A 26,194-nucleotide genomic window follows, 5' to 3' on the forward strand; every position below is an offset into this window, starting at 1 on the left:
GGTCTTGGTGCAATCAACATTCAGCCTTACTTGTTGTCAGTGTCTCTACTTTCAATCATCTCAACTAAAGCATCATCAATCGATAGTCGCATATCATCAAGCATGCTATCAATGTGCATCAACGCTCCACCACTAAACAATAAAGCCATAACTTCTGTTAAGCTCTCAGGATCGTTCTTATTGTTATATTTAAGATTTAACACGCTGATGTAGTCCCTGATGAAGTTCACAGCTGATAAACTACTGCTCAATCCTTTTTCTAAGGCATCTAGTTTTCTTTCGTTAATTTCTTTGGTTAATTTCAATTCATTTGATTGTGTTTTCTTTTCACTATTCATTTAATAGTCCTCCTAATTTTGATATAATTAGGGATGTAAAGCCTATTGCTAAGACTTTTATAAACCGCTTGCTCGCCAAAGTTAAAGCGGTTTTTTTGTACCCTAATTTATTCATAACAATTACTCCTAATCTTCAATTAAATACTTAAAATATGCTTTTAATGAGTCAAACTTTTGTACTTGCTTACCTACCTTAAAAGATATAAAAATAACGACAAAAACCCAAAATAAGCCAAGTTGTGAATGTGCATTAATAAATCCTTGCATTGATTATTCATCTCCTTTCACTTTTTCAAGTAATCTGTATTGCTTAGGTGTGATAGCATTCTTAATGTCTGCATACGCCATATTCAAGCCATTTAATGCAATTACAGCATTCTTAACTTTATTAACTGCTTGTTGTTCATCAACTGTTAGATAGTCAGCTAAAACCGCTCCTTTAGGGATGTTTCGCTGTTTTCTTAATTGATTGGTGGTAGTATTCAAGGCAATCTTATAAATCAACTTATTTAGATTGGCATAATCATGGCTACCATTCATATTAGGATTATCCCTGATGCTCTCCCCTAATGACTTTGACACTGGTTTGCTCTGTTCATGAGATAACTTCCGACTATCTAATAACTTTCTTGTATTAACAAAAGCAACAGATAAGTTGTATTTAAACTTGATTACACGTGATGTATTTCTTAAAAGCGTAATAATGAAAATAGCTTGCTGTTCATTAAATATAAATATTTCTCTAGGTCTGCCGTTTTTAGCATGAAGTTTTCGGATTTTAAATCTGGAAACCCCCTTGTTATTTCTTGCTAAACTTTTAACAGACTCTTCATCAACACCTGCATTTTTAGCTATTGCATCACTAGTCGTAAATGGTTCTTCATTCTCACTGTTAGATTTAACAAATACAAAACCGATATTTAACAAATCAAATCCAATATTAAATGGATCATACTTAATAACATCTTTCATTTATTGCCTCCAATATTTAAAACACCTAATAGCCTGCATATTAAGGGCTATTTTTTGTATCATCCACCGCACCCACGGCATTAATTTATTGTTGTTTTATGAATTTTGAAATTTCTCGCTTATCAAAAAACACTACATTTTCCAATCCCTCAATATAGTGGCATTCAAGCCCGCTACTCATCATCTTGGTTAGTGTTTGAGTTGATACACCTAGATACTTAGCTGCCGCTCTTTTGCCCTTTAAAAAGGGACTGTTCAAGTTAGCTTTACGCTCAGCATTTTCAATAGCAGTATTTAATAATCCAGTTACATAGTTACTAAACTCTTGCTCTTGCTTTTCGCTTAAAGTAATTTCCACTTAGATCACTTCCTTTTTAGTTCTTGATGCAATAAATTTATCAAGTTCATTCTTATCAATACGCTTAGTATTTCCTAAGTGAGTAACGGGCAAACCATTATTAATGTAGACATAAAGAGTATTGTAAGATTTAATATTTAAATATTTCATTGCCTGTTTATAAGTCATTAATCTTGGAATATACAAAGTAGCTCGCCTCCTTATTCGTAAAGCATTAATTGAATAATGTATCATTTTGCTTTACGTTAATATGTTAATATTGTTTTCAAGCCTTGTCAACTCATTTGTAAAAGTTGTATGATTATAGTTGACATCGAAGGAGGGAAATTAATGCTGACTTTTAAAATAAAGCCATATCTTAAAGAAAAAGATATAACATTAACAAAAATGGCTAGGGATATTGGAATAAGTAGACAAACTTTATCTGCAATATCAAATAATTCTGTAACCATGCTAAATTTAAACACAATAAATAAAATCGCAAATTACTTAAATGTTCCAGGAGATAAGCTACTTGTTGATGATCCTGATACAGTTGAAATATCAGTTAAAATAGACACATTTGGAGGATTAGATAAATCTGATAAAACAAAATTCTTAATAATTTCAGATGTTAAAGCTAAGGATAGTTTTCAGCATGAAGAGCATTTTGAATTGTATATATATATTAATTTCTTAATAATTAATGGTATCTACAATAATGTTACCTTCACATTAAGTATGGATGAAGACTTTTACACATCATCTTTCTACAGAAAACTTTCTACAGCTTCATCATATAAAAATCAAAACTTCATTATGAATTTAATTGAAAAATGTTTTAAACAAATAGATTTTAAATATGATGTTCCGTTTGATAGCGAGAATTTTGGAATTACAGTTACACCTAATATAAATTTTTGGTCTTTTAACTTTACTGCTACAAAATCAGGTAAACATATAATGCCTGTACTGAAAATAAAAGATGATTATAACGATAACGATAGTGTAAATTACATTATATAAACTAATAATCTATTGTTCCCCCACTACATACCACCGCACCCACGGTTGTGTAGAGGGATGATAATAATGGCAACGATTAAGCAGTATCTAACAAAGGACGGTTCAAAGCGTTACAAGTTTCAACTTTACCTTGGTGTAGATTTACAAACAGGTAAGCAAAAACAAACCACTAGACGTGGATTTAAGACAAAAAAAGAAGCCTCGCTTGAGTTATCTAGATTGCAACTAGAAATAGCTCAAGGAGGCATAAAACAAGAGAATAATATTAAGTTTGAAGATGTATATAAACAATGGTATCAAGCCTATATAAACACGGTTCGTGAGTCCACTTATGCTCGGACTGGTGGGATGTTTAAAAATCATATTTTAGTAACGTTCGGTGATAAACGTATTCGGACTATTAAAATCAATGATGTTCAAAAAGCGGTAAATCAATGGTTCAAGATAGCCCCTGCTACGTTTACTAAATGGTATCATTACACTTCAATGGTGTTCGATTACGCTATTAAAGAGGGCTATATAGACAATACTGCTAGTGCTAATCCATGTAAGTTAATCAGCATCCCTAAAAAACAAGATGAAAAAGGCGACAAATTTGCTAATTTCTGGAATAAGCAACAACTAGCAAGATTTTTTAAATGTATTGATCCTAACAAAGAGTTAGAAAAGTTTACGCTGTTCCGTGTTCTAGCTTTTGCGGGTTTAAGGCGTGGCGAATGCTTGGCACTGACGTGGGATGATATTAACTTTAGTGAAAACACAATCAGAGTTAATAAAACACTTACTCAAGGTTTAAGAGGTAAGCAGATTGTACAAGCACCAAAGACTAAAAAAGGACGGCGTACAATCATTTTAGATAGTTCTACAATCAATTATCTAAAACGGTGGCGGACTGCCCAAAAGCAACGTTATTTAATGCTTGGCTTTAACACATTTAAGAAGTCCCAACTAGTATTTGCAACGACTACCAACACGCATAAATGTTTAAATACGCCTGCTAAATGGTTAAACCTAATCATAAAAGAAAATGGATTAACCAAAATAACAGTACACGGTTTTAGGCATACACATGCATCAGCTTTATTTGCATCTGGTGCATCAATTAAAGAGGTTCAAGAAAGATTAGGGCATGAAGATGTGCAAACTACTATGAATGTCTACACTCACGTTACTAAACAGCAGAATAAAGATGCTGTAAATAAACTAGTAAATTATCTTGATTTCTGACAAAACTTAGTCATTTACCTAGTCATTCTAATTTTACATGATGCTATAAACGCCTATATACAGCGTCACGAAAGCATTTGCTAAAATCTAGTGTTCAAAACCCCGACTGCCCACTAACTGATAAAAAGCTATCGTGATAGGGTATCAAAACCTTGTTATGATAGCTTTTTTCGTTTATTAGGCATTCGCTTAGTCAGTATTATTCAATATAAATGATATCGTGGGTGTAGTGGAATGTAAGGTTACTCTTAATTGAGTAGCCTTTTCATTTTACATTAGTTTTCAATATCTAACTAAGTAATAGTTGATTTGTGCAGATATGTAAGCATTAGCATTCATTAGATAGTTTCTAATTATGATTTTGGCAATTAACCATAATTGCTAGTCTAGTATATCCTAAATCAATGGATTTCGGTAAACTACTTAAATTGAATTGTAACTAGATCATGAATAAAGCATCTTTTCAAGACTTTTAAGGTAGTATTCTACACTTTATAAGGGATCATCAATTGGGTACCCTTTATTAAATAAAATATGTTAATATAATCAAGTCGGCACTGTGCCCAATCTGACAAAGATTGGAGGTGTTACTTATGATACTCATCACACAATTACTATTGCCAATTATCGTTGGTGTAGTCGTTAGTATGTTTAATCATTGGCTAGACAAATAATGGTGTCGACAATTGCTTAGCTTATGATTAGATAAAAAGAGAGTTACCTTACTATTGCACTAGTTTGGTAACTCTTTTTGGTGTTACTATTGATACTCATCACAATTACATTTTAACAGTTTTAGGTTAATGTTCAACTATTATATCTATTTTTAGGTATAATACCACCCTGATTTAAAGCGTTATTATCTAGGAAACTCTAAATTGAGGCTACCTTTACATGATACTAAAAAAGAGCATGAAATTAAGCACAATCCTTAGTAGAAAGATATTCTCATATAGCAGACCAAAATTGGTCTACGAAATATTATGGTTAGTTCATACATAAGTCTGCGTACTTTTTCGCAATTCCCTATAAATCTCACTGTTCAAAACTGAGCCACCAATATCAGCATTCTTCGTAAATAGTTGCAATACCATGAAACACCACAACTACTTTAAGATAGCCTATCCAAGTACCTACTAATCAATGCAACGCCTTTTTATAGGACGACAAATGTGCCCTTAACACTCTCAATATATCATCTTATAATATAAAAAAGGAGATGCAATCAATGGATGTATTAATATCAATTAAACCAAAGTACGTTAATGAAATTATAAACGGAAACAAAAAATACGAATTTCGAAAACATGCCTTTAAAAAACCAGTGGACTATATATACATATATGAAACCCGCCCGATTATGAAAGTAACACACAAATTTAAATTGACTGATGTAATTATAGATACCCCTAATAACATTTGGAATAAATGTAGTTCTGTTTCTGGAATGAACCTCAGTGATTTTTCTAGGTACTATCAAAACTCAAATAAGGCGGTAGCTATTAAAATAGATAAATTAGAAACACTTGAGGAGCCTTTATCATTAAGTGATTTAGATGTTAAGCAGGCTCCACAATCATTTATATATTTGAATCATTAGTCATATATAGTATCAACCAGATTAATAATATAATTATTAATTGAAAATACAGTTGGATCAGAATAATAAAATGATAAAATGACTAGATTAAAATAACATACGCATCCATACGCCTACCTAAATGGTAATTGTGTGGATGCTTTTTTCGTTACAATTGCATATTATACGATACATTTTTCTCTTTTATTAGCAGTAAAACACGCTATAATCAGCATTTTAAGTGATATTTAGAGGGATTTATGACTATTATGTTATTAATTAACATGGTTGATTAGTATTTAAATGGCTTCAAACCACTATCGCTGTAAAATCTTTAAATTTATTTCATTGCCATAAACGTTGATTTATCAAACAATTAGACGGATTCAAATTTATATCATCATAAAAAATGGCTTGCATTGGTAGACACAAAAAATAAGTCGTGCTATATTATATCGTATACGATATATCGAAGCCTTGATCAAACTTCTTTTTCGTAGAATATGTAAATTGTAGTGATGAAGACAATCTAGCAATAGCTCTGTCTAATTAGGATTTAAAAGAAAGAGGTATATTTTATGTTTAAGCACACTCGTAAGTTACAATACAACGCTAAGCCAGATCGTCCAGATCCATTGATGGCACGCCGGTTACAAGAATCATTAGGTGGCCAATGGGGTGAAGTAACTGGAATGATGTCATACCTTTCACAAGGTTGGTCATCAACTGGTGATGAAAAATATAAAGACTTATTACTAGATACAGGTACTGAAGAAATCGCTCACGTTGAAATGATTTCAACTATGATTGCATACCTACTAGAAGGCGCTCCAATCCACGCAACTGCTGAAGAAATGAAGAAAGACCCTTCATTAGCTGCTGTAATGGGTGGAATGGACATTGAACATGGTCTTGTTCATGGTATGACTGCCAGTCTTAACAACCCTAACGGTGCTGCATGGAATGCTGGTTACACTACTTCAAGTGGTAACTTAGTTGCCGACATGCGTTTCAACGTTGTTCGTGAATCAGAAGCTCGTTTACAAGTTAGTCGTCTTTACTACATGACTGAAGACGAAGGTGTTCGTGACATGTTGAAGTTCCTATTGGCTCGTGAAACTCAACACCAATTACAATTCATGAAGGCTCAAGAAGAACTTGAAGAAAAATACGGTGTGATCGTTCCTGGTGACATGGGTGATATCGAACACAAGCAATTCGCCCACACTATCATGAACTTCTCTGATGGTGAAGGATCACGTGCATTCGAAGGTCAAACTGCTAAGGATGGCCACAAGTTCGAATACCAAGAAGATCCAGAAGCTATGGGTGGAATTCCTGAAACTAAGCCTGCAGACAAACGTTTCCACAATGACCAAGGCTAATTAAAATTTAAAGCTAAAATAATAAAATATTCATAACCAAAAAGGCAACCTATTTATGTGATAGGTTGCCTTTTTCTACATATTATTATTTTTTGTGACTAACAAAATAGCGATTAGCAGTAATATAATTACCATTCGTTAATTCAATGCGATAGGTGTGTCCAGAAGCAATAATCTTCTTTGCCAATAATTTATCACCAGAATGATAAACTTTAAGATCTTTGCCACTACTAAACTTATAATCAGAATGTTCTCGGATATTTTTCTTAATATAAACAACTAATTTACCGTTAGAACGTTTAAATGCTTCATTACTGTGATAGTACAGTGAATTAAATGCATCGTTCTTAGTTGTTAATTTTACATTCTTACCATTAATATCTAGTAGATAATGCCATCCTTTGCTATTACGGGTAACCTTAAATAGTTTAATATTTGTTTCACTCGATGGCTTAATCGTTACTTCTTTACCATCCACTTTTAGCTTAATGGCTTTGTTAGCGGAAACATAATTATAGCTATTTGACGAAGATTTATTTTCATTCGCAGTAGATTTAGCAGAACTTTTTCGTGTTGCCCTGACCGATACATCAACTGTTGATGAAACTGTGGTACTAGAACGATCATCGTTTGAGCTTACCGATGAACTTGCCGCAACAGAGCTATCATATACTGATTTTGCTGATGAACTGGCTGCTACCGAGCTATCATACACTGACTTCGCTGTACTAGCTGCTACGGAACTATCATAAACTGACTTAGCTACAGAACTAGCCGCAACGGAACTATCGTATGCTGATTTTGCTGATGAACTAGCTGCTACGGAACTATCATACACCGACTTTACTGCCGAACTAGCCGCAACGGAACTATCATATGCTGATCTCGCTGCCGAACTAGCTGCAACCGAGCTGTCATATGCTGATCTCGCTGTGCTAGCCGCTACTGAACTGTCATACGCTGACTTTGCTGCTGAACTAGCCGCTACCGAGCTGTCATACGCTGATTTCGCTGCTGAACTAGCCGCTACAGAACTATCATATGCTGACTTTGCTGCACTAGCCGCAACTGAACTGTCATACGCCGACTTCGCTGTACTAGCCCGCTACAGAACTATCATATGCTGACTTTGCTGCACTAGCCGCAACTGAACTGTCATACGCCGACTTCGCTGTACTAGCTGCAACCGAGCTGTCATATGCTGACTTTGCTGCCGAACTAGCTGCGACGGAACTATCATATTCCGACTTCGCTGTACTTGCTGCAACTGAACTGTCATACGCCGACTTAGCTGCTGAACTAGCTGCGACGGAACTGTCATATTCCGACTTCGCTGTACTTGCCGCAACGGAACTATCGTATGCTGATTTTGCTGTGCTAGCTGCGACGGAACTATCATAAACTGACTTCGCTGTGCTAGCTGCAACCGAACTATCGTATACTGACTTTGCTGTGCTAGCTGCGACGGAACTATCATATTCCGACTTCGCTGTACTAGCTGCGACGGAACTATCATATTCCGACTTCGCTGTACTAGCTGCGACGGAACTATCATATTCCGACTTCGCTGTACTTGCCGCAACGGAACTATCGTATGCTGATTTTGCTGTGCTAGCTGCTACGGAACTATCATAAACTGACTTAGCTGTGCTAGCTGCAACCGAACTATCGTATGCTGATCTCGCTGCTGAACTAGCTGCTACGGAACTATCATATTCCGACTTCGCTGTACTTGCTGCTACCGAACTATCATACGCTGACTTCGCTGCCGAACTAGCCGCAACTGAACTATCATATTCCGACTTCGCTGTACTTGCTGCAACGGAACTATCATATTCCGACTTCGCTGTGCTAGCTGCTACGGAACTATCGTATACTGACTTTGCTGTGCTGGCTGCTACGGAACTATCATACGCCGACTTCGCTGCCGAACTAGCTGCTACGGAACTATCATATTCCGACTTCGCTGTGCTGGCTGCTACGGAACTATCATAAACTGACTTCGCTGTGCTTGCCGCAACTGAACTATCATATTCAGACTTTGCTGTACTTGCTGCTACGGAACTATCGTATACTGACTTTGCTGTGCTGGCTGCTACGGAACTATCATACGCCGACTTCGCTGCCGAACTAGCTGCGACGGAACTATCGTAAACCGACTTTGCTGTGCTGGCTGCAACTGAACTATCATACGCTGATTTCGCTGCTGAACTAGCTGCGACGGAACTATCGTAAACCGACTTCGCTGTACTTGCTGCAACCGAGCTGTCATATGCTGACTTAGCTGCTGAACTAGCCGCAACTGAACTATCATATTCCGACTTTGCTGTACTAGCTGCAACCGAGCTGTCATATGCTGACTTAGCTGCTGAACTAGCTGCGACGGAACTATCATATTCCGACTTCGCTGTGCTAGCTGCGACGGAACTATCGTATACTGACTTCGCTGTGCTAGCCGCAACTGAACTGTCATACGCTGACTTCGCTGCTGAACTAGCTGCGACCGAACTATCATATTCCGACTTCGCTGTACTTGCTGCTACGGAACTATCGTACGCAGAACTAACAGCAGTCGATAAACTCTGTAGTCCAGACTCGTAAACCTGAGCACTAGAAGCTATCGTATTAGCAGTCGTAGTCACGGATCGTTGATAAACTGCATCCGAACTAACCACCGAAACTAACAGCTTGGTATTGCCTTGGAGCACAATGTTTTGGACGAAGCCGCTGTCAGCACTAATCGAAGCAACAACACTAGCAACACTTTGATCCATAACATTAGCAGATAATTGCGCACTTTGTAATAAGGAGTGCTGCGACTGAGCACTGCTTAAATCTGAACTAGTCAATGAAAGTGCATTAGCAGATGATAATAAATTTTGATAACTACTAATAATCGCATTCGTTGAACTAGCATAATTAGAAACAGCTTGTGAAGCTTGATTTGCACTCGCAATCATATCTTCAAACTGCTGTGAAGCTGAATTAACTTGTGAATTATTATCATTTGATATACTAGTATATTGTTGAGCAGCGCTGCTAACTTGATCACTCACTGAACTAACTGCACTTGTATATGCAGTTAATGACGTGTAATACGAATTAATTGCACTAACCAAATCATTATTAATTAACACTGCTGAATTTGCTAGTGATGGTGAATTTTGAATCGCACTGCTTAGATCAGCGGTATTTTGACTAGAAAATGATTCGATTGATAATCCATAACTAGCAGTTGAAGAGGTAATCGTTGGCACTACCCCATCAGACCCCTCTGCATAACCACTTTGTAATTCGTTTACAATTGAATTAAAACTACTGGCAGCACTATCAAATTGAATCCCACTCCCCGGGTTAGCACTAACTGCACTCCATTGACTGGCAATTGTTGGGATTGATTGCGAAAGGATTGCAAGACTTGTTACCAATGATTTAGCAGCAGTTCCATCAATCATCATTGAACCTAAGTTAGCCAACGAATTAGATAAAATACTAATTTGAGAAGCAGCTGATGATAAACTACTCATTTGACTTTGGGCAGATGAAGTTAATCCTTGCACATCCGTGGCATAAGAACTAGCTTGATCAGAAATAAATTCAATGCTTTCCAGATTATCATTTAAATCAAAGAACGAGTTCCCGATTGAATCCGCTGCACTAGATGCGTAGTCCTCAACGCTACTATTATAAAAAGCTACACTAGCAGTGTAACTGGCCTGAGTGAATAACGAGTTAAAATTATCATTATAGTTACTAAACTGGCTCCAAGCATTGTTTGCATTAGAATATATGGATGCTTGAGATGAATATATAATTGAAGTTTCACTGGCGGTACTAGCAATTGATGTTGATAGACTAGCATAACTACTGAACGAACTAGTGGACAATTGCGATTCACTAGCAAGTAAACTACTCATTTGACTAGCAAGTGAAGACACACTGTTTGCCATTTCATATTCTTGTTGCCCAGATAATACTAACGCTTGGGTTTGAACATTCGTTAACTGGCCATTAGCAGAACTAACAGTTGTTTGCGCCTGTTGGTAATAGCCATTAATTACACTTTCATATGATTTTGCTGCTGCAAGTGATGCGGCATCATTATTATTGTTGCCACTTGTAGTATTGTTACTATTAGTTGTTGTATCACTACTTGAGCCAGTACTGCCACTATTAGTTGTGTTGCTACTCGAGCTAGTATTTCCACTACTTATTGTAGTGTTGCCACTCGATTCAGTACCGCCACTGCTTGTTGTGTTGCTATTTGAACCAGTGCTGCCACTACTCATAGTATTGTTATTTGAGCCAGTGCTACCACTACTAGTTGTTGTATTACTGTTCGAGCTAGTATTATCATTACTGCTACTAGTCGTAGTAACGTTACCACTTGAGCTAGTATTAGCACCACTATTAGTTGATTGGGTACTGGTTTTTGAATTAGTATCCGAAGAACTAGGGTTAGTGCTTGAGTTACTGTCATTATTTGAGGATTGAGATTCAGTAGCACTACTTTGAGTCACATTATTAGATGCATTGTTAGTAACTGAGTCCGCATGGGCTACATTGGCTTCATAACCACCAGCTAATAATCCAAAGGTGGTGATTCCAACCACGATCCACATTTTTTTACGTTTATACATTTTTTTATGTATACTTTGCGCTCTTAAATGTTTTTTATCATACATAAATTATCAATCCCCTTTTTCAATCGTGTCCTATTAATACCTATAGTTAAGCACTTTTATTTAATCCTTGTCAATTATCAGCATTAATAAATTATTATTTCATAATATTATCTTTTTAGTTACAAAATTATAACATTTATAAATAAATCTTTATTTAGGAATATGATTAATAATGATTACATAAATTATCGAGGTGGATATGATGTTTCATCAAAAAAGTATAAAAAAGGGAGTCATCCTTTTACTGGCAACGTTTACCTTTGGGATGACCGCAGTTAACACTGCGAATGCTAGTTATGTCCCTAATTATGATTATGCAGACAATGCTGACTCACTTGGTACTAATAAGCTAATTACTTCTGCTACTGGCCTTAACCAGTTAAAAAATAGTGCCAAGGCTGCTGCTGCAATGGATTATAATTCAGGCCAATTTGTTTATTCTAAAAATGGTACTACTAAGTATGCCATTGCTTCTACGACTAAGTTAATGACTCTATACTTAGCAATCCAAAAGGCTAAGCAATTAGGGCAATGGAATCACAAGGTTCGGATTTCAAGTAGCTTAAGTAAGATGAGTAAGAGCTCAGACTTAGGGAACTTTAGAATGAATACTGGTAGTTACTATACCGTTCATAGTCTATATAAAGCTGCTTTAATTGCGTCATCTAATAGTGCCGCCATTGCACTTGGTCAATATGTTGCTGGCTCTAATAATCGTTTCATTACCATGATGAATAAACAAGCTGATGCTTGGGACATTAACAATCAGGCTCACTTTGTATCTGCATCTGGTCTAGAAAATTCAGATCTATATCGCTATGGATTTAAATATGGTAGCAAGCATGATTACAATAAGGTTAGTGCTCGTGCACTGGCAATCATCGCTCACCATATTTTGAGCCTTTACCCTAGCATTGTAAATGATGCTGATCATCGATATGCATCCCTAGATGGTCAAACCCTCAAAAATGAAAATGAACTATTACCAGGTGGTAACAGCTATATTCCAGCGCTTAAGGTTGATGGCCTTAAAACTGGTTATACCCCACTAGCTGGTTATTGTTTAGTCAGTACCAGTAAGAAGAACAATCATCGTTTAATCGTTGTTACTTTAAATGATAAAAATGGTTCTCATGATCAAGCTAAGATGATTACAGCCATTTACAAATATTCTTCACTATTTAATTCAAATATGTAAACCAATCGTCATTGATTGATACTAAAAAAGCTCAGCTAACCAAATTCAGTTAGCTGAGCTTTTTTTATTATGATAATGGATCTAAGATTGTTTTTAGTTGATCAAAGTGTTTGAAGCGATCACCAACTAGTACCCCATCGATACCAAGTTTTTTAGCTAATTCAGCTTCTCTTGGTTCAACGTGACCTCCTAGTACTAACCGGTACTTAACGTTTTCGTACTTAGAAAGGATTTCTTTTAATTCATTGAAGATTCTAGCAGCAGTTTCATCTGAGTAAAGCCGCTTTCCTTCCAAGGTTGATTTAATGGATTCCCATGAAATAATTACTTCGTGGTTACTTAAGTCTAAGTCCCCCACGATTTTATCAAATTCTTCTTGAATTCCATCTTCATCATTTTCGGAACCCATACAAATAATTGGTGTAATCTTATGTTTCAAAGCATTTTCAAGCTTGTTGTTAATTACATCATAATCTTCGTGAAGTTGAATCCGCCGTTCCAAATGACCAACGAATGCATACTTAATTCCTAAGTAGTGAAGTTCATCAGCAGATGGTTCGCCGACAGTCCGCTTAGTAATGGTAATGTTTTGTGCAGCTTCTTGGAAGTTCTTAAACTTGTTTGGTTGTAGCATTACTGGTGAAATAATCAAATCAGGCTTGAAAGTGTGTTTTTCAACATCTGCCATCATTGATTGTTGTTCTTTAACAGGCATTAAAGTCTTAAAATTCATTATACATAACATTTTAAACTTCTCCTTCTAATTCAGTTAATTGCAACTTAATTCTAGCACAATTGTACAACAAGATTATAGTATTTTACCTTTTAACCAACCAAATTAGAATTAACACAATGATGAATAAAATAATCACGTTGCGTTTTGTTTGACCATTGTTCACACCCATCAACCAATTGTTAATAATATATAATCCCAATTTCTTGGATAGCTTAGGATGATGTTCTAATAACCACCGCCAAAAGATAAATATCAAGTAAAAGACGATTAATACTAACCCGGCATATAAAATTAGCCAGGTAGCTACTGCAAATAATATTGCCAGCATGATTAGAACTAAAATTGAGCTTATACAACCAAAAAATAACGCAACACAGATTACCATCAAAATAAAAAAGGCCAATAATAGGAATACAATCATATTTTTCACCACCGTTGGCCCTTATTTTACATTAATTTAATCAATGATAGTAGCTTTTACCAGAGTTTCAGCATGGGACCAACCATATATAAGCCAAATCCCATTACCACTAAACTACAAATAATGACCGTCCAACGATAAATTCCTTTCATGCGATATTCCTTTGGCAGTGCCTTTGCTTCTAGTAGTAATAAGAATCCTAATACGATGGGCAACATTAATGCATTGATGACTTCCACTAACACCGCTAGTTCCACCGTATGGTTATTAAATAGGGCCACCGCAGCACCCACAATATAAATCAACGTTAGCGTCGTGTAAAAACCAGCACTTTGTTTATTCACCCGATCATTTAAACTATGCCGGATATTTAATACCTCTGTAATTCCCCAGGTTCCAGATAAACTAACCACGATGGCTGCCACTAAGGCTCCACCTAAGATACTGGCACCCATAATTAATTTAGCCCAGTCACTACCTAAAAATGGCGCCAGGGTATTAACTAAGTCGCCCACAGTATTTAACGGGCTAGATCTGTGTTTGGCAGTTGCAGCAGCAAATAAAACAACGAAACCAATCATAATGCCCTGCGTAATTACCGTTCCAATTCCGGTATCCAATTGCTCACGCTTAATCATCTTCGGTGTTAACTTCTTATCAATCACTGCTCCTTGTTGATAAAAAATCATCCATGGCATGATTACGGCTCCCACATTGGCCGCAACTAAGTATAAATACGATGAGTTTTCAAATGGCACTGTTTTGATGCCATTCCACATACTGCTTAGATCTGGCTTAACTACAATTAAAGCGATAATGAACATTAACTCAAATAATCCCACTGCTACTCCAATGTGTTCGACCTTGTGATATGAATTTTTAAACGAAACCACTAGTAAGATCAACGTTGCGAACGGTACGGTAATCCATTTAGAAATTCCAAATAGCTCACCTACACCAGCAATCCCAATCATTTCAGTTAATAACGCACCAATGACCGAGATTAAGAGGGTTGCTGCGGATAAAACGGCCCAGCCACCACCAAAGTGTTTTCGAATCAATTCGCCATGCCCTTGCTTAGTGACAATCCCTAGTCGCACTGTCATCTCTTGGGCCATAAATAAAATCGGAATCAAGAGTAACTGCGGTAAGATCATTGAGTAGCCGAACTGCGAACCAGATTGGGCAGCGGTAATTAAGCATCCCGCATCAGTATCAGCTAACATTACGATTAGTCCTGGTCCACACACCTTTAAGAACAGTTTAATTCGATCACTAATTCCGTGCTGATCATCATCCAATGATGATAACTTTGTTGTTTCTTCCAAAACGCTCACTCCTAAAAAATTCGATACATTTATCCTAGAACAAAAAAATTTAGAATGAAAGACTACAAAACACAACATGTATGTGATATGTAATTTAGATAGCACAATATATAGTATGTAAAAACATAAAAGTGGGACCAACCGTCACGATGGCGATTGGTCCCACTTTGTGAAAAATCAATTTATTTTAACTTTTTTTGCATACCAAACCATTTAATGTCACCGAAAGTAGAATTAGATCGACGTAATAATTGAAAACCATATTTTTCATAAAATGGTATTAATCGATCACGACAATCAAGGATTAAACTAGTTAATCCATCCGTTTTTGCAACCGCTTCCGCTCGCTTTAAGAGCTCAGTTGCTAATCCTGCCCCTTGATATTTAGGGAGGACTGCTAATCCTAAAACAGCTAAGTTGGTGTCAGTGGCCTTAGGGGCTAAATCTTCGTAATAGCTCTCGTTATCTAAAACATCCTTGTCAGTCGTCCGACAAGAAATCATCCCCGCAATTTCACCATCCACATCAATTACAAATGACATTGCCGAAACATTGTTAACCACTTCAACAAAGTCATCACGATCCATTTGTTCATCTGGTTCAAAGCAACTTTGTTCGACATTTAGCATCCCGTCAACGTCCTTTAATTCGGGATGTCTATAAATTGGATTCATTATTAATCACTCCGTTTCGATTCATTAACTAATGATATTATAACAGAAGGATTTGTATAATTACGACTAATTTTAACGTTCTTTAATGATATTGTTTCACGTGTAACATTAGTGAAAATAAAAAAGGGATTGCTAAGTTAGCAATCCCTTTCATCATTGTCCATCATCATTATATGCAATTGATGAGAACTTATTGTGCGATTTTACAAATAATAATTTCACAGTGCCTCGTGGACCAGAACGGTTCTTTTCTAGGATGACTTCAACTTCACCAATGTCGTTATTGTCATCGGATTGGCCACCGTTATCATCATCGTCATCACCATCCCGTTCGTAATAGTCATCACGATATAGGAATGCAACGATATCCGCATCTTGTTCAATCGACCCTGATTCACGAATGTCAGATAGCACTGGTCGCTTATCCTGCCGTTGTTCAACACCCCGGGATAGTTGCGATAGTGCAATTACCGGTACACTTAGTTCGTTCGCTAATTTTTTCATTTGCCGTGAAATCGCGGAAACTTCTTGTTGCCGATTTTCACGATTGCCACCTTCAATTAGTTGAAGATAATCAACTACGATGAGCCCTAAGTTACCCTTTTCCTTAGCCAAGCGCCGACTTTTTGCTCGGATCTCAGACATTCTAATCCCTGGCGTATCATCAATGTACACACTGGCATTGGAAAGGCTCCCCATTGCAATCACTAGGTTTTGCCATTCTTCATTACTTAAGTTTCCAGTTCGCAAATGGTTGGCATCGATGCTACCTTCTGCACATAACATCCGGTTAACTAACTGTTCTGCACCCATTTCCAAACTAAAAATGGCCACGGTAGCATCAGACTTAGTCGCAACGTTTTGAGCTACGTTCAATGCAAACGCCGTTTTACCAACTGCTGGACGAGCGGCTAAAATAATCAATTCACCACCATGTAATCCAGTCGTAATTTCATCTAACTTTTTATATCCCGTTGAGAGGCCCGTCACGGTATCTTGATTTTTAGATAAATCACTAATTTCATTAAATGAGTCTTTCAATACATCGCTAATTGCTTTAAATCCAGATTCATTTCGATTTTCAGAGACATTGAGGATTTTACTTTCTGCATCATCTAGCAATGTCGTAATATCATCGTTATTGTTGTATCCTTCGGTAGCGATACTAGTTGCTGCTTCAATTAGTTTACGGGCAATCGCTTTATTATGAACGATCTTAGCATAATAAACGATGTTTGATGCCGTTGGAACTGATTGAGCTAGTTCAGTTAAATATGCTACGCCACCAACATCATCAATTTGATGTTGCGACGTTAAGTAATCGGAAACGGTTAATAAGTCAATTCTGTCATCCCGATCACTAAGTGCTTCCATTGCATGAAAAATAATGCGATGAGCATTTTTATAAAAATCATCTGCTTCAATGTATTCCATTGCTTCAGGTAAGGATTCAGTATTTAAGAAGATTGCCCCTAAGACTGCTTTTTCCGCATCAATATTCTGCGGTGGGACCTGACTCATTACTTCATTACTCATTAGATTCCCCTTGTCTATAATCAAATAGAACTGGAGCGGGCGCCCCAGTTCTATTTCCAACTATCATATAAACGAATTAATCAATGATTATTTTTCGCTAACGTGTACTCGAATGGTTGCAGTAACGGATGGATGAAGCTTAACCGGTACATTAGTGTATCCCATTGAGCGGATTGGTTGAGCCATTTCAATTTTACGCTTGTCCAACTTAATCCCGTATTGTTTATCTAGTGCTTGTGCAATCTGCTTACTTGGAATGGACCCAAATAGTCGACCATCAGCACCAGCTTTAGCAGTAATTTCCACTACTGTTTTTTCATTTTCTAAAGTTGATTTTAATTCTTTAGCATTAGCAAGTTCTTCGGCTTCGTTTTTAGCTTCTGCCCGTTGTTCAGCCTTAAGTTGACCAATTGCAGAACCAGTAGCAGCCTTAGCTTTACCATGCTTGATTAAAAAGTTTTGTGCATATCCTTGTGGAACTTCCTTAACTTCGCCGCGTTTTCCTTTTCCGCGAACATCTTCTAAGAAGATAACTTTCATTAAAATCCACTCCTTTATTTACCAACTCTAATTTAACAGAAAAACTGGTAAATGTCTTGTTTTAAATTCTACTCATCTATTTTATCATTACTATCGGCTTCCGTCTCGCCTGAAAGGACATCCTTAATCGTTTGAATTAAAATTGGCTTTACTTCTGAGACCTTCTTGTCACTAATTTGAGTTGCCCCACTAGATAAGTGACCACCACCACCGAGTCGTTCCATGATGATTTGAACATTAACGTCACCATTACTTCTAGCAGAAATACCAACCACACCATTTGGCCGCTCAGTTGCAACAAATGATGCTTCTACTCCTGATACCGTTAAGATTGAATCAGCTGCTTGCGCTGCCGTTACTGGATCGTATGGATGATCATCTTCACCAGCAATCAATGCAATTCGCCGGTCCTCATCAATAAATTCAACTAACGAAATTAAGTGGTTTCTAGCCAGATAATCATCAACATTTTCTTCCATAAATTGTTGCATTTCTTCAGAATCCGCACCAGCTGAACGAAGATAACTAGCAGCATCAAAGGTCCGCGTCCCAGTTCGCATTGAAAACGACTGGGTATCAATGAAGATTCCAGTCAACATCGCAGTTGCTTCTAGCTTGTTAATTGGTTCTGCATCTTGAGATTGATATTCAAACATTTCAGTAATCAATTCACAAGTAGAAGATGCATATGGTTCGATATAAACTAGGATTGGATTAGGTGGGAATTCTTCACCCCGCCGGTGGTGATCAATGATTACCACTCGGTTTGCTAATCGTTCATACAGTGGTTCTGAAATGCTCATAGATGGCTTCGAGTGATCTACCATAATTAGTAAACTATTATCAGTTGCCTTTTGTAGGGCTTCATCCGGTGTAATGATGGAATCAAATATTTCCGGATATTCCTTACTAGTTTCCAACAACCGTTTTACATCTGAATGTAATTGTGATTGATCAATAACGATCCAGCACTTTTTGTTATTCATTTGTGCAAGGCGCCGAATTCCAAAACAAGCTCCAATTGCGTCCATATCTGGTCGTTGATGCCCTTGAACGAAGATTTGATCTGATTCCTTCATCACTTCTTGCAAGGCCTGTGACGTCATTCTAGCCCGGACCCGCGTCCGTTTTTCCATTGGGTTGGTCTTTCCACCATAGAAACGAGCTTCTTGGTCCTTAGCCTTAACAACTACCTGGTCACCACCACGGCCTAATGCTAAGTCCAGATCACTTTGGGCCTGATCAGCTAAACTATTTAAATTGCTGTCATCGTAGGCAATTCCCACACTCAATGTTAATGGGAAGTTTTGCTTCGACGTGCTTTCGCGAATCTTATCTAGAATCTTGAATTTATCTTCTTCAATTTCCTTCAATGAACTAGCATAAGCAATAATCATAAAGTGATCATCATCAATTTGTTTGAGATACATCCCAAACTCACGGGCCCAACCAGATAGTTCATTAGTAACGTAGTTCAAAAGGTTTGAAATTTCTTGATCAGTCATGGATTGAGTAATTTCATCATAATTATCCAAGAAGATTTCACCAATTGAAACCTTTTCGTTATTATAACGTTCTTCAATGTCATAATAACTAGTAACATCCATTAAATATACCGTATGAAATTCCTTTTGTACCAACATTGAAAAATGATGGTGATTCCAAGTAACTTCATTCGTATCTGATGAATCCCAGAACTTTGAAATCAACGAGTTTAGCCCTGGCGCCACATCCACAACGGACTTGCCAAGCACATCTTGATCACCAAAGTATGGTTGTAAGTACGGATTAACCCATTCGATTTTTTGGTCGTCACTCAAAATCATGACCCCAATTGGCATCTCTAGCATTGTTTCGCTTTCACCACGATGAATCCGATAAGACAAATCAGAGATATACTCATCTCGATTAATACTTAAATGGTTCATCCAATTAATAACATAAGCAAGCCCAATACAAGTAAGGACCAGCATAATGGTTCCAGCTACACTGCCGTATAGAAATGCAATTACAGTTCCGCAAATCGATAAAAGTGAAATAAAGAATGTTACCCACCGTAGATGTCTATTTTTCAAAAACGGGGGTGTATTCTTAAATGAAATTTTTTTCTTCATTTTAATACCTCTTATGTTTTGAGATAACTACATTTTATCACAATCTGTTTTTGATAGTAAAAAAGGAGTAGGACCAAAAGATCCCACTCCCTTTTTAGACTAACTTAAGATTAGTCTTCACTTACAAAGGCCATTAAGCCCATGATCCGTGCTCGCTTGATAGCAGCAGTCAACTTACGTTGGTTCTTAGCGCTAGTACCAGTAACACGACGAGGTAAAATCTTACCACGTTCTGAAGTGAAGCGATTTAATAAGGAAACATCCTTGTAATCGATGTAATCAATGTGATTAGCAGCGATGTAATCTACTTTACGGCGACGACGTCCGCCTCTTCTTTGTGCCATTATATTCACTCCTCTACTCTATATTTTTTTCAGGTCTACATTTTAATTTTAAATTAGAATGGTAAATCATCATCTGAAACATCAATATTTTCACCATTACCAGCAAATGGATTTCCATTACTATTACTACCATTACCGTTATTATTAGGTTGGTTCGTATTAAATGGTTGGTTTTGGTTTTGATTTTGGTTATTACCGCCAAAACCGCCACCACCATTGCCGGGGTTAAATGAATTATTCATGTTTCCACCATTTTGTTGAGGAGCATTATTGTTCATTCCGCCATTATTAAAGTTATTTACGTTAGCTGCGCCTCCTCTGGAGTTTGCAGAATTACGTGACTCTAAGAATGAGAAATTCTCAACAACTACTTCTGTGACATAAACACGGGTTCCCTGATTATTTTCATAATTTCGGGTTTGGATTCGACCATCAATGCCGACCAAATTACCCTTATGCACATAGTTAGCAAAATTTTCAGCTGACTTGCCCCAAATGACACAGTTGATAAAATCAGCTTCACGGTCCCCGTTTCCATTTTTAAAACGACGATCAACAGCTAAAGTAAAACTACCAACAGCTCTGCCGCTTTGGGTGTATCGCAATTCTACATCCCGGGTCAAACGACCAGTTAATGTGGCTCGATTAATCATGCTGAAAAACTCCTCTCGTATCAGAACTTAAATGTCTAATTATCTTACTACAGTCATTTGACGTAAAATACCGTCACTGTACTTGGATAAACGATCAAATTCAAGTAATGCATCGTGGTTATCAGTAGTTAAGTTAACAATGTGGTAAGTACCTTCATTGAAACCGCCAATTTCGTATGCAAAACGACGCTTTGACCAATCCTTTGAATCAATAATCTTAGCACCATTATCAGTCAAGATCTTGTCGAAACGGTCAACTAATTCCTTCTTAGCTGGTTCGTCTAAATCAGGGCGAATGATGTAAGTAATTTCATATTTCTTTTCTTCCATGAGTTACACCTCCTTGTGGTCTTTGGCCCTCTAGCCAATTCTAGAGAGCAAGGAGAATAAAAGCAGACAACTGCTAATATTCACAAATTAAAATTATAGCACGCTTACTAGCATTAATCAATAAAATCTCATAACGAGATGAAAGAATTGCGATACCCATTTAAATACGCAAAGCAAATAAAAAAACGACCAAAAGTCGTTCATTTATTTTAAAACATTAATTATTCGTCTGAGTTTGCAGACTCATCATCATTTTCTGCGTCATCTTCCTTAGCCACTTTGGCCATGGTAGCCACCTTAGAGCCATCATCCATTCGGATTAAATGAACCCCTAAGGTCACCCGACTACTTTCAGAAACGTTGTTTGCATCAAATCTAATTGTGACACCCTTGTCAGTAATCAACATAATGTCTTCATCACCATCAACCGTTGCCAATCCAGCAATTGGTCCGTTCTTAGCACTAATCTTGGCGGTCTTGATTCCTTTACCACCACGGCCCTTAATTGCGTATTCATTGGCTGGCGTCCGTTTTCCATACCCTTTTTCAGAGATAATGAAAACATAACTATCCGGTGCTAAAACATCGGCACCAACTACATAGTCATCAGGATGGAGGTTAATTCCTCGAACCCCACTCGCAGTACGGCCCATTGAACGGACATCGGATGCCTTGAAACTAGCTGCATACCCAAGGTGGGTTCCGATAATCATATTATCGTCTTTTCCAACTACGGATACTCGAATTAACTCATCGTCATCCTTTAAGCTAATTGCCTTTAGCCCATTACTACGAATATTGTAAAATTCATTAATCGCAGTTCGCTTGGAACGACCGTTTAAAGTGGTGAAGAAGAGGTATTTATCTTCATCCTTAGCCTTTTCAGAAACGTTAATGACCGCTTCAATCTTTTCTTCTGGCTTAATGCCTAATAGATTAATAATTGGAATTCCCTTTGCAGTCCGACCGTATTCAGGAATTTCATACCCCTTCATTCGATAAACCTTACCGGCATTCGTAAAGAAGAGCAATGTATCATGAGTAGAAGTAGCAACTAAGTGTTCAATGAAGTCATCATTGTGCACACCCATACCTTGAATTCCACGACCCCCACGATTTTGAGTCTTAAAGTCAGAAGTTGGTAGGCGCTTTACGTAACCATTGTGAGTCAATGTAACCATCACGTCTTCTTCAGCAATTAGATCTTCATCTTCAATGCTGAGCACTTCACCAACTAATAACTTCGTCCGACGTTCATCACCGAACTTATCCTGAATTTCAAGTAATTCATTGTAGATAATTTCATTGATTTTTTCACGACTAGCTAAAATGGCCTTGTATTCCTGAATAGCGCTTAAAAGACGTTGGTGTTCATCTTCCACTTTTTCACGTTCTAATCCAGTCAATCGAACTAGTCGCATGTCCAGGATTGCTTGGGCTTGCTTGTCAGATAAGTCATAGTTATCAATCAATTGGGCCTTTGCCACTGCCCCAGTTCTAGATTCACGAATAATCTTAATGATGGCATCAATATGATCTAGCGCAATCAACAATCCTTGTAAGATGTGATCACGATTTTCAGCCCGTTTTAAGTCATGTTGAGTCCGCCGCTTGATTACTTGAACTTGATGTTCTAAGTAGTTTTGGAGGATTTCCTTTAAGCTAAGCACTTTTGGTGCCCCGTGAACAATCGCTAACATGTTAAAGCTAAATGAAGTTTGTAATAGGGTTAGCTTGTAAAGGTTGTTTAACACAACTTCAGCACTCGCATCCCGTCTAACATCAATGGTAACCCGTAATCCTTCACGGTCAGATTCATCCTTGATGTCAGTAATGCCTTCAATCCGCTTTTCACGAACTAAGTCAGCGATTCGTTCAATCAATTTAGCCTTATTAACCATGTATGGTAATTCAGTGGCTACAATTTGTTGATGACCTCTAACTTCTTCAATGTCAACCTTGGCCCGTAATACAATGGTTCCCTTACCGGTTTCATAAGCCTTCCGAATTCCAGACTTACCCATTACGACCCCCCCAGTAGGAAAGTCAGGGCCAGGGAGTGCATCCATTAAATCAGCCACTGTCGCATCTGGATTTTTCATCAAGATGTGAAGCGCACTGATTACTTCACTTAGATTATGCGGTGGCACGTTGGTAGCCATCCCAACCGCAATTCCAGAAGCTCCGTTAACTAATAAGTTAGGGAAGCGAGAAGGTAACACCGTTGGTTCCTTTTCCGTTCCATCATAGTTATCTTGAAAATCAACGGTATCCTTGTTGATGTCGCGTAACATCTCTAATGAAATCTTACTCAACCGTGCTTCGGTATAACGCATTGCGGCTGCACCATCACCATCGACGGACCCAAAGTTTCCGTGTCCATCAACTAGCATGTAGCGATAGCTGAAGTCCTGTGCCATCCGCACCATTGATCCATAAACCGCAGCATCACCGTGGGGGTGGTACTTCCCAAGGACATCCCCAACGACTCTGGCAGATTTCTTGTATGGTTTATCAGGGGTAACCCCTAATTCGTGCATATCATATAAAATTCTACGGTGCACTGGTTTTAATCCATCTCGTACATCAGGCAATGCTCTGGCAACGATAACACTCATCGCATAGTCTAAGAACGAGGTTTGCATTTTTTTAGATAAATCAATATCCGTAATTCGGTGATTTACAATATCTCCGTTGGCCAATTTCTTTGCCTCCATTCATAGTTACCCAGTCTTGTTGATTTGTGTTACACGTGAAACACAATCAAATCTAATCATAAAATGTTACACGTGAAACAATTTTAAACATCCAAGTTTTCAACGAACTTAGCGTTTTCTTCGATGAACTTGCGCCGTGGTTCAATTTGGTTCCCCATTAACATGGCGAATACTTGGGCAGCATCGGCAGCATTTTCTGAATCCACCCGTAACAAGTGGCGGTTATCTGGATTCATAGTTGTTTCCCAAAGTTGTTCTGGATCCATTTCACCAAGCCCCTTGTAACGTTGAATTTGTGGCTTAGGTGAGCCTGGGAGTTCGCTTAATAGTTGTTGTAATTCTTGATCAGTATCAATATACCGTTGTAACTTACCTTGTCTCAACCGATACAAAGGTGGTTGGGCAATGTATACATATCCGGCATCCAATAGTGGCCGCATGTAGTTATAGATCAACGTTAATAATAACGTTTGAATGTGCGCACCATCGACATCGGCATCAGTCATGATAATCAATTTGTGATAATGAACTTTGGAAATATCAAAGTCATCCCCAAATCCAGTTCCCATTGCAGTAAATAGGGACCGGATTTCTTCGTTAGCTAGGATTCGATCCATACTTGCCTTTTCAACGTTCAAAATCTTACCCCGAATTGGTAGGATGGCTTGCGTTAATCTAGAACGACCCTGCTTAGCAGAACCACCGGCAGAATCCCCTTCGACGATAAATAATTCTGAAATTTCGGGATCATTACTAGTGTTATTAGCTAACTTACCAGGTAAGTTACTAATTTCAAGTCCACTCTTCTTACGGGTTACTTCACGAGCCCGCTTAGCAGCGACCCGGGCCTTAGAAGCAATTGAACCCTTTTCGACGATCTTTCTAGCAATACTTGGATTTTCCAATAGGAACCGACTGAAGTGTTCACTAAAAATACGATCAGTTGCAATCCGCGCATCAGAGTTACCTAACTTTGTCTTAGTTTGGCCTTCGAATTGAGGATCTGGATGCTTAATACTAATCACGGCCGTCAATCCTTCGCGGACATCATAACCAGTTAGTTTGGCATCTTTACCCTTTAGTAAGTTATTTTTACGTGCATAATCATTGACTACCCGTGTAAGAGCTCGCTTAAACCCTTCTTCATGGGTTCCACCTTCAATCGTGTGGATATTATTCGTAAAGGTCAATAAATTACTGTGATAATCATCAGTGTATTGAAGTGCTACTTCAACGTTGATGTCATTTTCTTTTCCTTCAACGTAAATCGGCGTCTTAAATAGCGTGTCCTTATTTTTGTCTAAGTATTCAACATAGTGTTTAATTCCACCTTCATAGTGGAAGTCATGTTCAACGGGTTCGTCAGGGCGATTATCTCTAATCGTAATCCGCAAGCCCTTATTTAAGAATGCCAATTCACGAACCCGATTGGTTAAGGTATCCATGTCATAAGTAGTCGTTTCAGTGAAAATATCTGGATCTGGTACAAAATGCACCTTAGTTCCATGGTCTTCTTCTGAAGTCGTCCCAATTTGTTTCATTGGATCTTGAACGTGACCACGCTTGAAGTCGATGTAGTAAACCTTACCACCACGTTTGACAGTTACGTCTAACTCAGTGGAAAGCGCATTAACAACTGAGGCCCCAACCCCATGTAGTCCACCAGAAACTTTGTATCCGCCACCACCGAATTTTCCACCGGCATGTAAGATTGTAAAAATCGTTTCTAGGGCTGGTTTGCCAGTCTTAGTCATTGTATCCACTGGCACTCCACGTCCATTATCAGTAACGGTAATACTATTGTCCTTTTCAACCGTTACATGAATTGTGTCGGCAAATCCAGCTAATGCTTCATCAATTCCGTTATCCACAATTTCCCATACCAAGTGGTGTAGTCCTTGCACGCTTGTGGAACCAATGTACATTCCTGGACGTTTTCGAACTGCTTCGAGGCCTTCTAAGACCTGAATTTGGCTGGCATTATATTTTTCTGCTTCAGCTTCACGGCGCTTTTCTTCGTCAGTCAACCTAAACTCCTCCTTTGTGCGAGTCAC

Annotated in this window: 25 protein-coding genes; 7 read left to right on the forward strand and 18 right to left on the reverse strand. The window is 37.8% G+C overall.

Going from position 1 to position 26,194, the window contains the following annotated elements:
• Nucleotides 1-26: 26 nt before the first annotated feature.
• From R4146_RS02015 to R4146_RS02030, 4 genes are all read right to left on the reverse strand, one after another.
• Nucleotides 27-338, reverse strand: a complete 312-nt coding sequence (locus R4146_RS02015; RefSeq protein ID WP_339959787.1) for a hypothetical protein — start codon at nt 336-338, stop codon at nt 27-29.
• Nucleotides 339-608: 270 nt separating this feature from the next.
• Nucleotides 609-1,310: a Rha family transcriptional regulator gene (locus R4146_RS02020; RefSeq protein WP_339959788.1), complete on the reverse strand. Its 702-nt coding sequence runs from the start codon at nt 1,308-1,310 to the stop codon at nt 609-611.
• A gap of 85 nt (nt 1,311-1,395) precedes the next feature.
• On the reverse strand, nt 1,396-1,668 hold the full coding sequence (locus R4146_RS02025) for a helix-turn-helix domain-containing protein (protein ID WP_339959789.1): 273 nt from the start codon (nt 1,666-1,668) through the stop codon (nt 1,396-1,398).
• A complete protein-coding gene (locus R4146_RS02030; protein WP_339959790.1) occupies nt 1,669-1,854 on the reverse strand; it encodes a helix-turn-helix domain-containing protein in 186 nt (61 codons plus the stop codon).
• A 144-nt stretch (nt 1,855-1,998) separates the two neighbouring features.
• On the opposite strand from R4146_RS02030, the gene R4146_RS02035 reads away from it, so the two are divergent.
• From R4146_RS02035 to R4146_RS02055, 5 genes are all read left to right on the forward strand, one after another.
• Nucleotides 1,999-2,673 (forward strand): helix-turn-helix domain-containing protein, encoded by a 675-nt coding sequence (locus R4146_RS02035; RefSeq protein WP_339959791.1) that lies wholly within the window; start codon nt 1,999-2,001, stop codon nt 2,671-2,673.
• Between the two features lie 66 nt (nt 2,674-2,739).
• A complete protein-coding gene (locus R4146_RS02040; RefSeq protein ID WP_339959792.1) occupies nt 2,740-3,900 on the forward strand; it encodes a site-specific integrase in 1,161 nt (386 codons plus the stop codon).
• Between the two features lie 593 nt (nt 3,901-4,493).
• Entirely contained in the window at nt 4,494-4,574 is an 81-nt protein-coding gene (locus tag R4146_RS02045) for a type I toxin-antitoxin system Fst family toxin (protein ID WP_339960635.1), read from the forward strand.
• 554 nt (nt 4,575-5,128) lie between these two features.
• Nucleotides 5,129-5,500: an ASCH domain-containing protein gene (locus tag R4146_RS02050; protein ID WP_339959793.1), complete on the forward strand. Its 372-nt coding sequence runs from the start codon at nt 5,129-5,131 to the stop codon at nt 5,498-5,500.
• Nucleotides 5,501-6,057: 557 nt separating this feature from the next.
• Nucleotides 6,058-6,864, forward strand: a complete 807-nt coding sequence (locus tag R4146_RS02055; protein WP_339959794.1) for a manganese catalase — start codon at nt 6,058-6,060, stop codon at nt 6,862-6,864.
• 85 nt (nt 6,865-6,949) lie between these two features.
• Here R4146_RS02055 and R4146_RS02060 read toward each other — a convergent pair whose 3' ends face one another.
• A complete protein-coding gene (locus R4146_RS02060; RefSeq protein ID WP_339959795.1) occupies nt 6,950-7,702 on the reverse strand; it encodes a DUF5776 domain-containing protein in 753 nt (250 codons plus the stop codon).
• A 94-nt stretch (nt 7,703-7,796) separates the two neighbouring features.
• On the opposite strand from R4146_RS02060, the gene R4146_RS02065 reads away from it, so the two are divergent.
• Entirely contained in the window at nt 7,797-7,991 is a 195-nt protein-coding gene (locus tag R4146_RS02065; protein WP_339959796.1) for a hypothetical protein, read from the forward strand.
• Here R4146_RS02065 and R4146_RS02070 read toward each other — a convergent pair.
• Nucleotides 7,962-11,549, reverse strand: a complete 3,588-nt coding sequence (locus R4146_RS02070; protein WP_373695329.1) for a KxYKxGKxW signal peptide domain-containing protein — start codon at nt 11,547-11,549, stop codon at nt 7,962-7,964. The two genes, R4146_RS02065 and R4146_RS02070, sit on opposite strands and share 30 nt — an antisense overlap.
• A gap of 202 nt (nt 11,550-11,751) precedes the next feature.
• Between R4146_RS02070 and R4146_RS02075 the strand changes: the two genes are divergently transcribed.
• Entirely contained in the window at nt 11,752-12,747 is a 996-nt protein-coding gene (locus R4146_RS02075) for a D-alanyl-D-alanine carboxypeptidase family protein (protein ID WP_339959798.1), read from the forward strand.
• A gap of 67 nt (nt 12,748-12,814) precedes the next feature.
• On the opposite strand, the gene R4146_RS02080 is transcribed toward R4146_RS02075, so the two are convergent.
• The 12 genes from R4146_RS02080 to gyrB form a co-directional block, all read right to left on the reverse strand.
• Nucleotides 12,815-13,492: a triose-phosphate isomerase gene (locus R4146_RS02080; RefSeq protein WP_339959799.1), complete on the reverse strand. Its 678-nt coding sequence runs from the start codon at nt 13,490-13,492 to the stop codon at nt 12,815-12,817.
• A 73-nt stretch (nt 13,493-13,565) separates the two neighbouring features.
• Nucleotides 13,566-13,811, reverse strand: a complete 246-nt coding sequence (locus tag R4146_RS02085) for a hypothetical protein (protein WP_339959800.1) — start codon at nt 13,809-13,811, stop codon at nt 13,566-13,568.
• A gap of 149 nt (nt 13,812-13,960) precedes the next feature.
• Complete coding sequence (locus R4146_RS02090; protein WP_339960636.1) at nt 13,961-15,205, reverse strand: NRAMP family divalent metal transporter; 1,245 nt, start codon at nt 15,203-15,205, stop codon at nt 13,961-13,963.
• A gap of 209 nt (nt 15,206-15,414) precedes the next feature.
• Nucleotides 15,415-15,906, reverse strand: coding sequence for a GNAT family N-acetyltransferase (locus R4146_RS02095; protein WP_339959801.1), 492 nt, complete (start codon nt 15,904-15,906; stop codon nt 15,415-15,417).
• Nucleotides 15,907-16,059: 153 nt separating this feature from the next.
• Nucleotides 16,060-17,442 (reverse strand): replicative DNA helicase, encoded by a 1,383-nt coding sequence (dnaB, locus tag R4146_RS02100; RefSeq protein ID WP_339959802.1) that lies wholly within the window; start codon nt 17,440-17,442, stop codon nt 16,060-16,062.
• A gap of 87 nt (nt 17,443-17,529) precedes the next feature.
• The gene (gene rplI / locus R4146_RS02105) at nt 17,530-17,982 is read right to left on the reverse strand and encodes a 50S ribosomal protein L9 (RefSeq protein WP_339959803.1); all 453 of its coding nucleotides are present in this window, start codon (nt 17,980-17,982) and stop codon (nt 17,530-17,532) included.
• Nucleotides 17,983-18,050: 68 nt separating this feature from the next.
• Nucleotides 18,051-20,096 (reverse strand): DHH family phosphoesterase, encoded by a 2,046-nt coding sequence (locus R4146_RS02110; protein ID WP_339959804.1) that lies wholly within the window; start codon nt 20,094-20,096, stop codon nt 18,051-18,053.
• Between the two features lie 110 nt (nt 20,097-20,206).
• Entirely contained in the window at nt 20,207-20,443 is a 237-nt protein-coding gene (gene rpsR, locus R4146_RS02115; protein WP_339960637.1) for a 30S ribosomal protein S18, read from the reverse strand.
• Nucleotides 20,444-20,493: 50 nt separating this feature from the next.
• The gene (ssb, locus tag R4146_RS02120; protein WP_339959805.1) at nt 20,494-21,093 is read right to left on the reverse strand and encodes a single-stranded DNA-binding protein; all 600 of its coding nucleotides are present in this window, start codon (nt 21,091-21,093) and stop codon (nt 20,494-20,496) included.
• A 39-nt stretch (nt 21,094-21,132) separates the two neighbouring features.
• The gene (rpsF, locus tag R4146_RS02125; protein ID WP_339959806.1) at nt 21,133-21,423 is read right to left on the reverse strand and encodes a 30S ribosomal protein S6; all 291 of its coding nucleotides are present in this window, start codon (nt 21,421-21,423) and stop codon (nt 21,133-21,135) included.
• A gap of 221 nt (nt 21,424-21,644) precedes the next feature.
• Entirely contained in the window at nt 21,645-24,140 is a 2,496-nt protein-coding gene (gene gyrA, locus R4146_RS02130) for a DNA gyrase subunit A (protein ID WP_339959807.1), read from the reverse strand.
• Between the two features lie 83 nt (nt 24,141-24,223).
• Nucleotides 24,224-26,167, reverse strand: coding sequence for a DNA topoisomerase (ATP-hydrolyzing) subunit B (gene gyrB / locus R4146_RS02135; protein WP_339959808.1), 1,944 nt, complete (start codon nt 26,165-26,167; stop codon nt 24,224-24,226).
• Between the last annotated feature and the right edge of the window lie 27 nt (nt 26,168-26,194).

This window comes from Nicoliella lavandulae (genome assembly GCF_037546185.1).
In the GTDB taxonomy this organism is placed as follows: domain Bacteria; phylum Bacillota; class Bacilli; order Lactobacillales; family Lactobacillaceae; genus Nicoliella; species Nicoliella lavandulae.

Coding starts and splice junctions, on each gene's coding strand:
- rplI (WP_339959803.1), bottom strand. CDS start 17,982: ATGAAAGTTATCTTCTTAGAAGATGTTCGCGGAAAAGGAAAACGCGGC.
- R4146_RS02050 (WP_339959793.1), top strand. CDS start 5,129: ATGGATGTATTAATATCAATTAAACCAAAGTACGTTAATGAAATTATA.
- R4146_RS02110 (WP_339959804.1), bottom strand. CDS start 20,096: ATGAAGAAAAAAATTTCATTTAAGAATACACCCCCGTTTTTGAAAAAT.
- rpsF (WP_339959806.1), bottom strand. CDS start 21,423: ATGGAAGAAAAGAAATATGAAATTACTTACATCATTCGCCCTGATTTA.
- R4146_RS02085 (WP_339959800.1), bottom strand. CDS start 13,811: ATGCTGGCAATATTATTTGCAGTAGCTACCTGGCTAATTTTATATGCC.
- R4146_RS02070 (WP_373695329.1), bottom strand. CDS start 11,549: ATGTATGATAAAAAACATTTAAGAGCGCAAAGTATACATAAAAAAATG.
- R4146_RS02055 (WP_339959794.1), top strand. CDS start 6,058: ATGTTTAAGCACACTCGTAAGTTACAATACAACGCTAAGCCAGATCGT.
- dnaB (WP_339959802.1), bottom strand. CDS start 17,442: ATGAGTAATGAAGTAATGAGTCAGGTCCCACCGCAGAATATTGATGCG.
- R4146_RS02075 (WP_339959798.1), top strand. CDS start 11,752: ATGTTTCATCAAAAAAGTATAAAAAAGGGAGTCATCCTTTTACTGGCA.
- R4146_RS02020 (WP_339959788.1), bottom strand. CDS start 1,310: ATGAAAGATGTTATTAAGTATGATCCATTTAATATTGGATTTGATTTG.
- gyrA (WP_339959807.1), bottom strand. CDS start 24,140: ATGGAGGCAAAGAAATTGGCCAACGGAGATATTGTAAATCACCGAATT.
- R4146_RS02095 (WP_339959801.1), bottom strand. CDS start 15,906: ATGAATCCAATTTATAGACATCCCGAATTAAAGGACGTTGACGGGATG.
- R4146_RS02045 (WP_339960635.1), top strand. CDS start 4,494: ATGATACTCATCACACAATTACTATTGCCAATTATCGTTGGTGTAGTC.
- R4146_RS02035 (WP_339959791.1), top strand. CDS start 1,999: ATGCTGACTTTTAAAATAAAGCCATATCTTAAAGAAAAAGATATAACA.
- ssb (WP_339959805.1), bottom strand. CDS start 21,093: ATGATTAATCGAGCCACATTAACTGGTCGTTTGACCCGGGATGTAGAA.
- R4146_RS02080 (WP_339959799.1), bottom strand. CDS start 13,492: ATGTTATGTATAATGAATTTTAAGACTTTAATGCCTGTTAAAGAACAA.
- R4146_RS02040 (WP_339959792.1), top strand. CDS start 2,740: ATGGCAACGATTAAGCAGTATCTAACAAAGGACGGTTCAAAGCGTTAC.
- R4146_RS02015 (WP_339959787.1), bottom strand. CDS start 338: ATGAATAGTGAAAAGAAAACACAATCAAATGAATTGAAATTAACCAAA.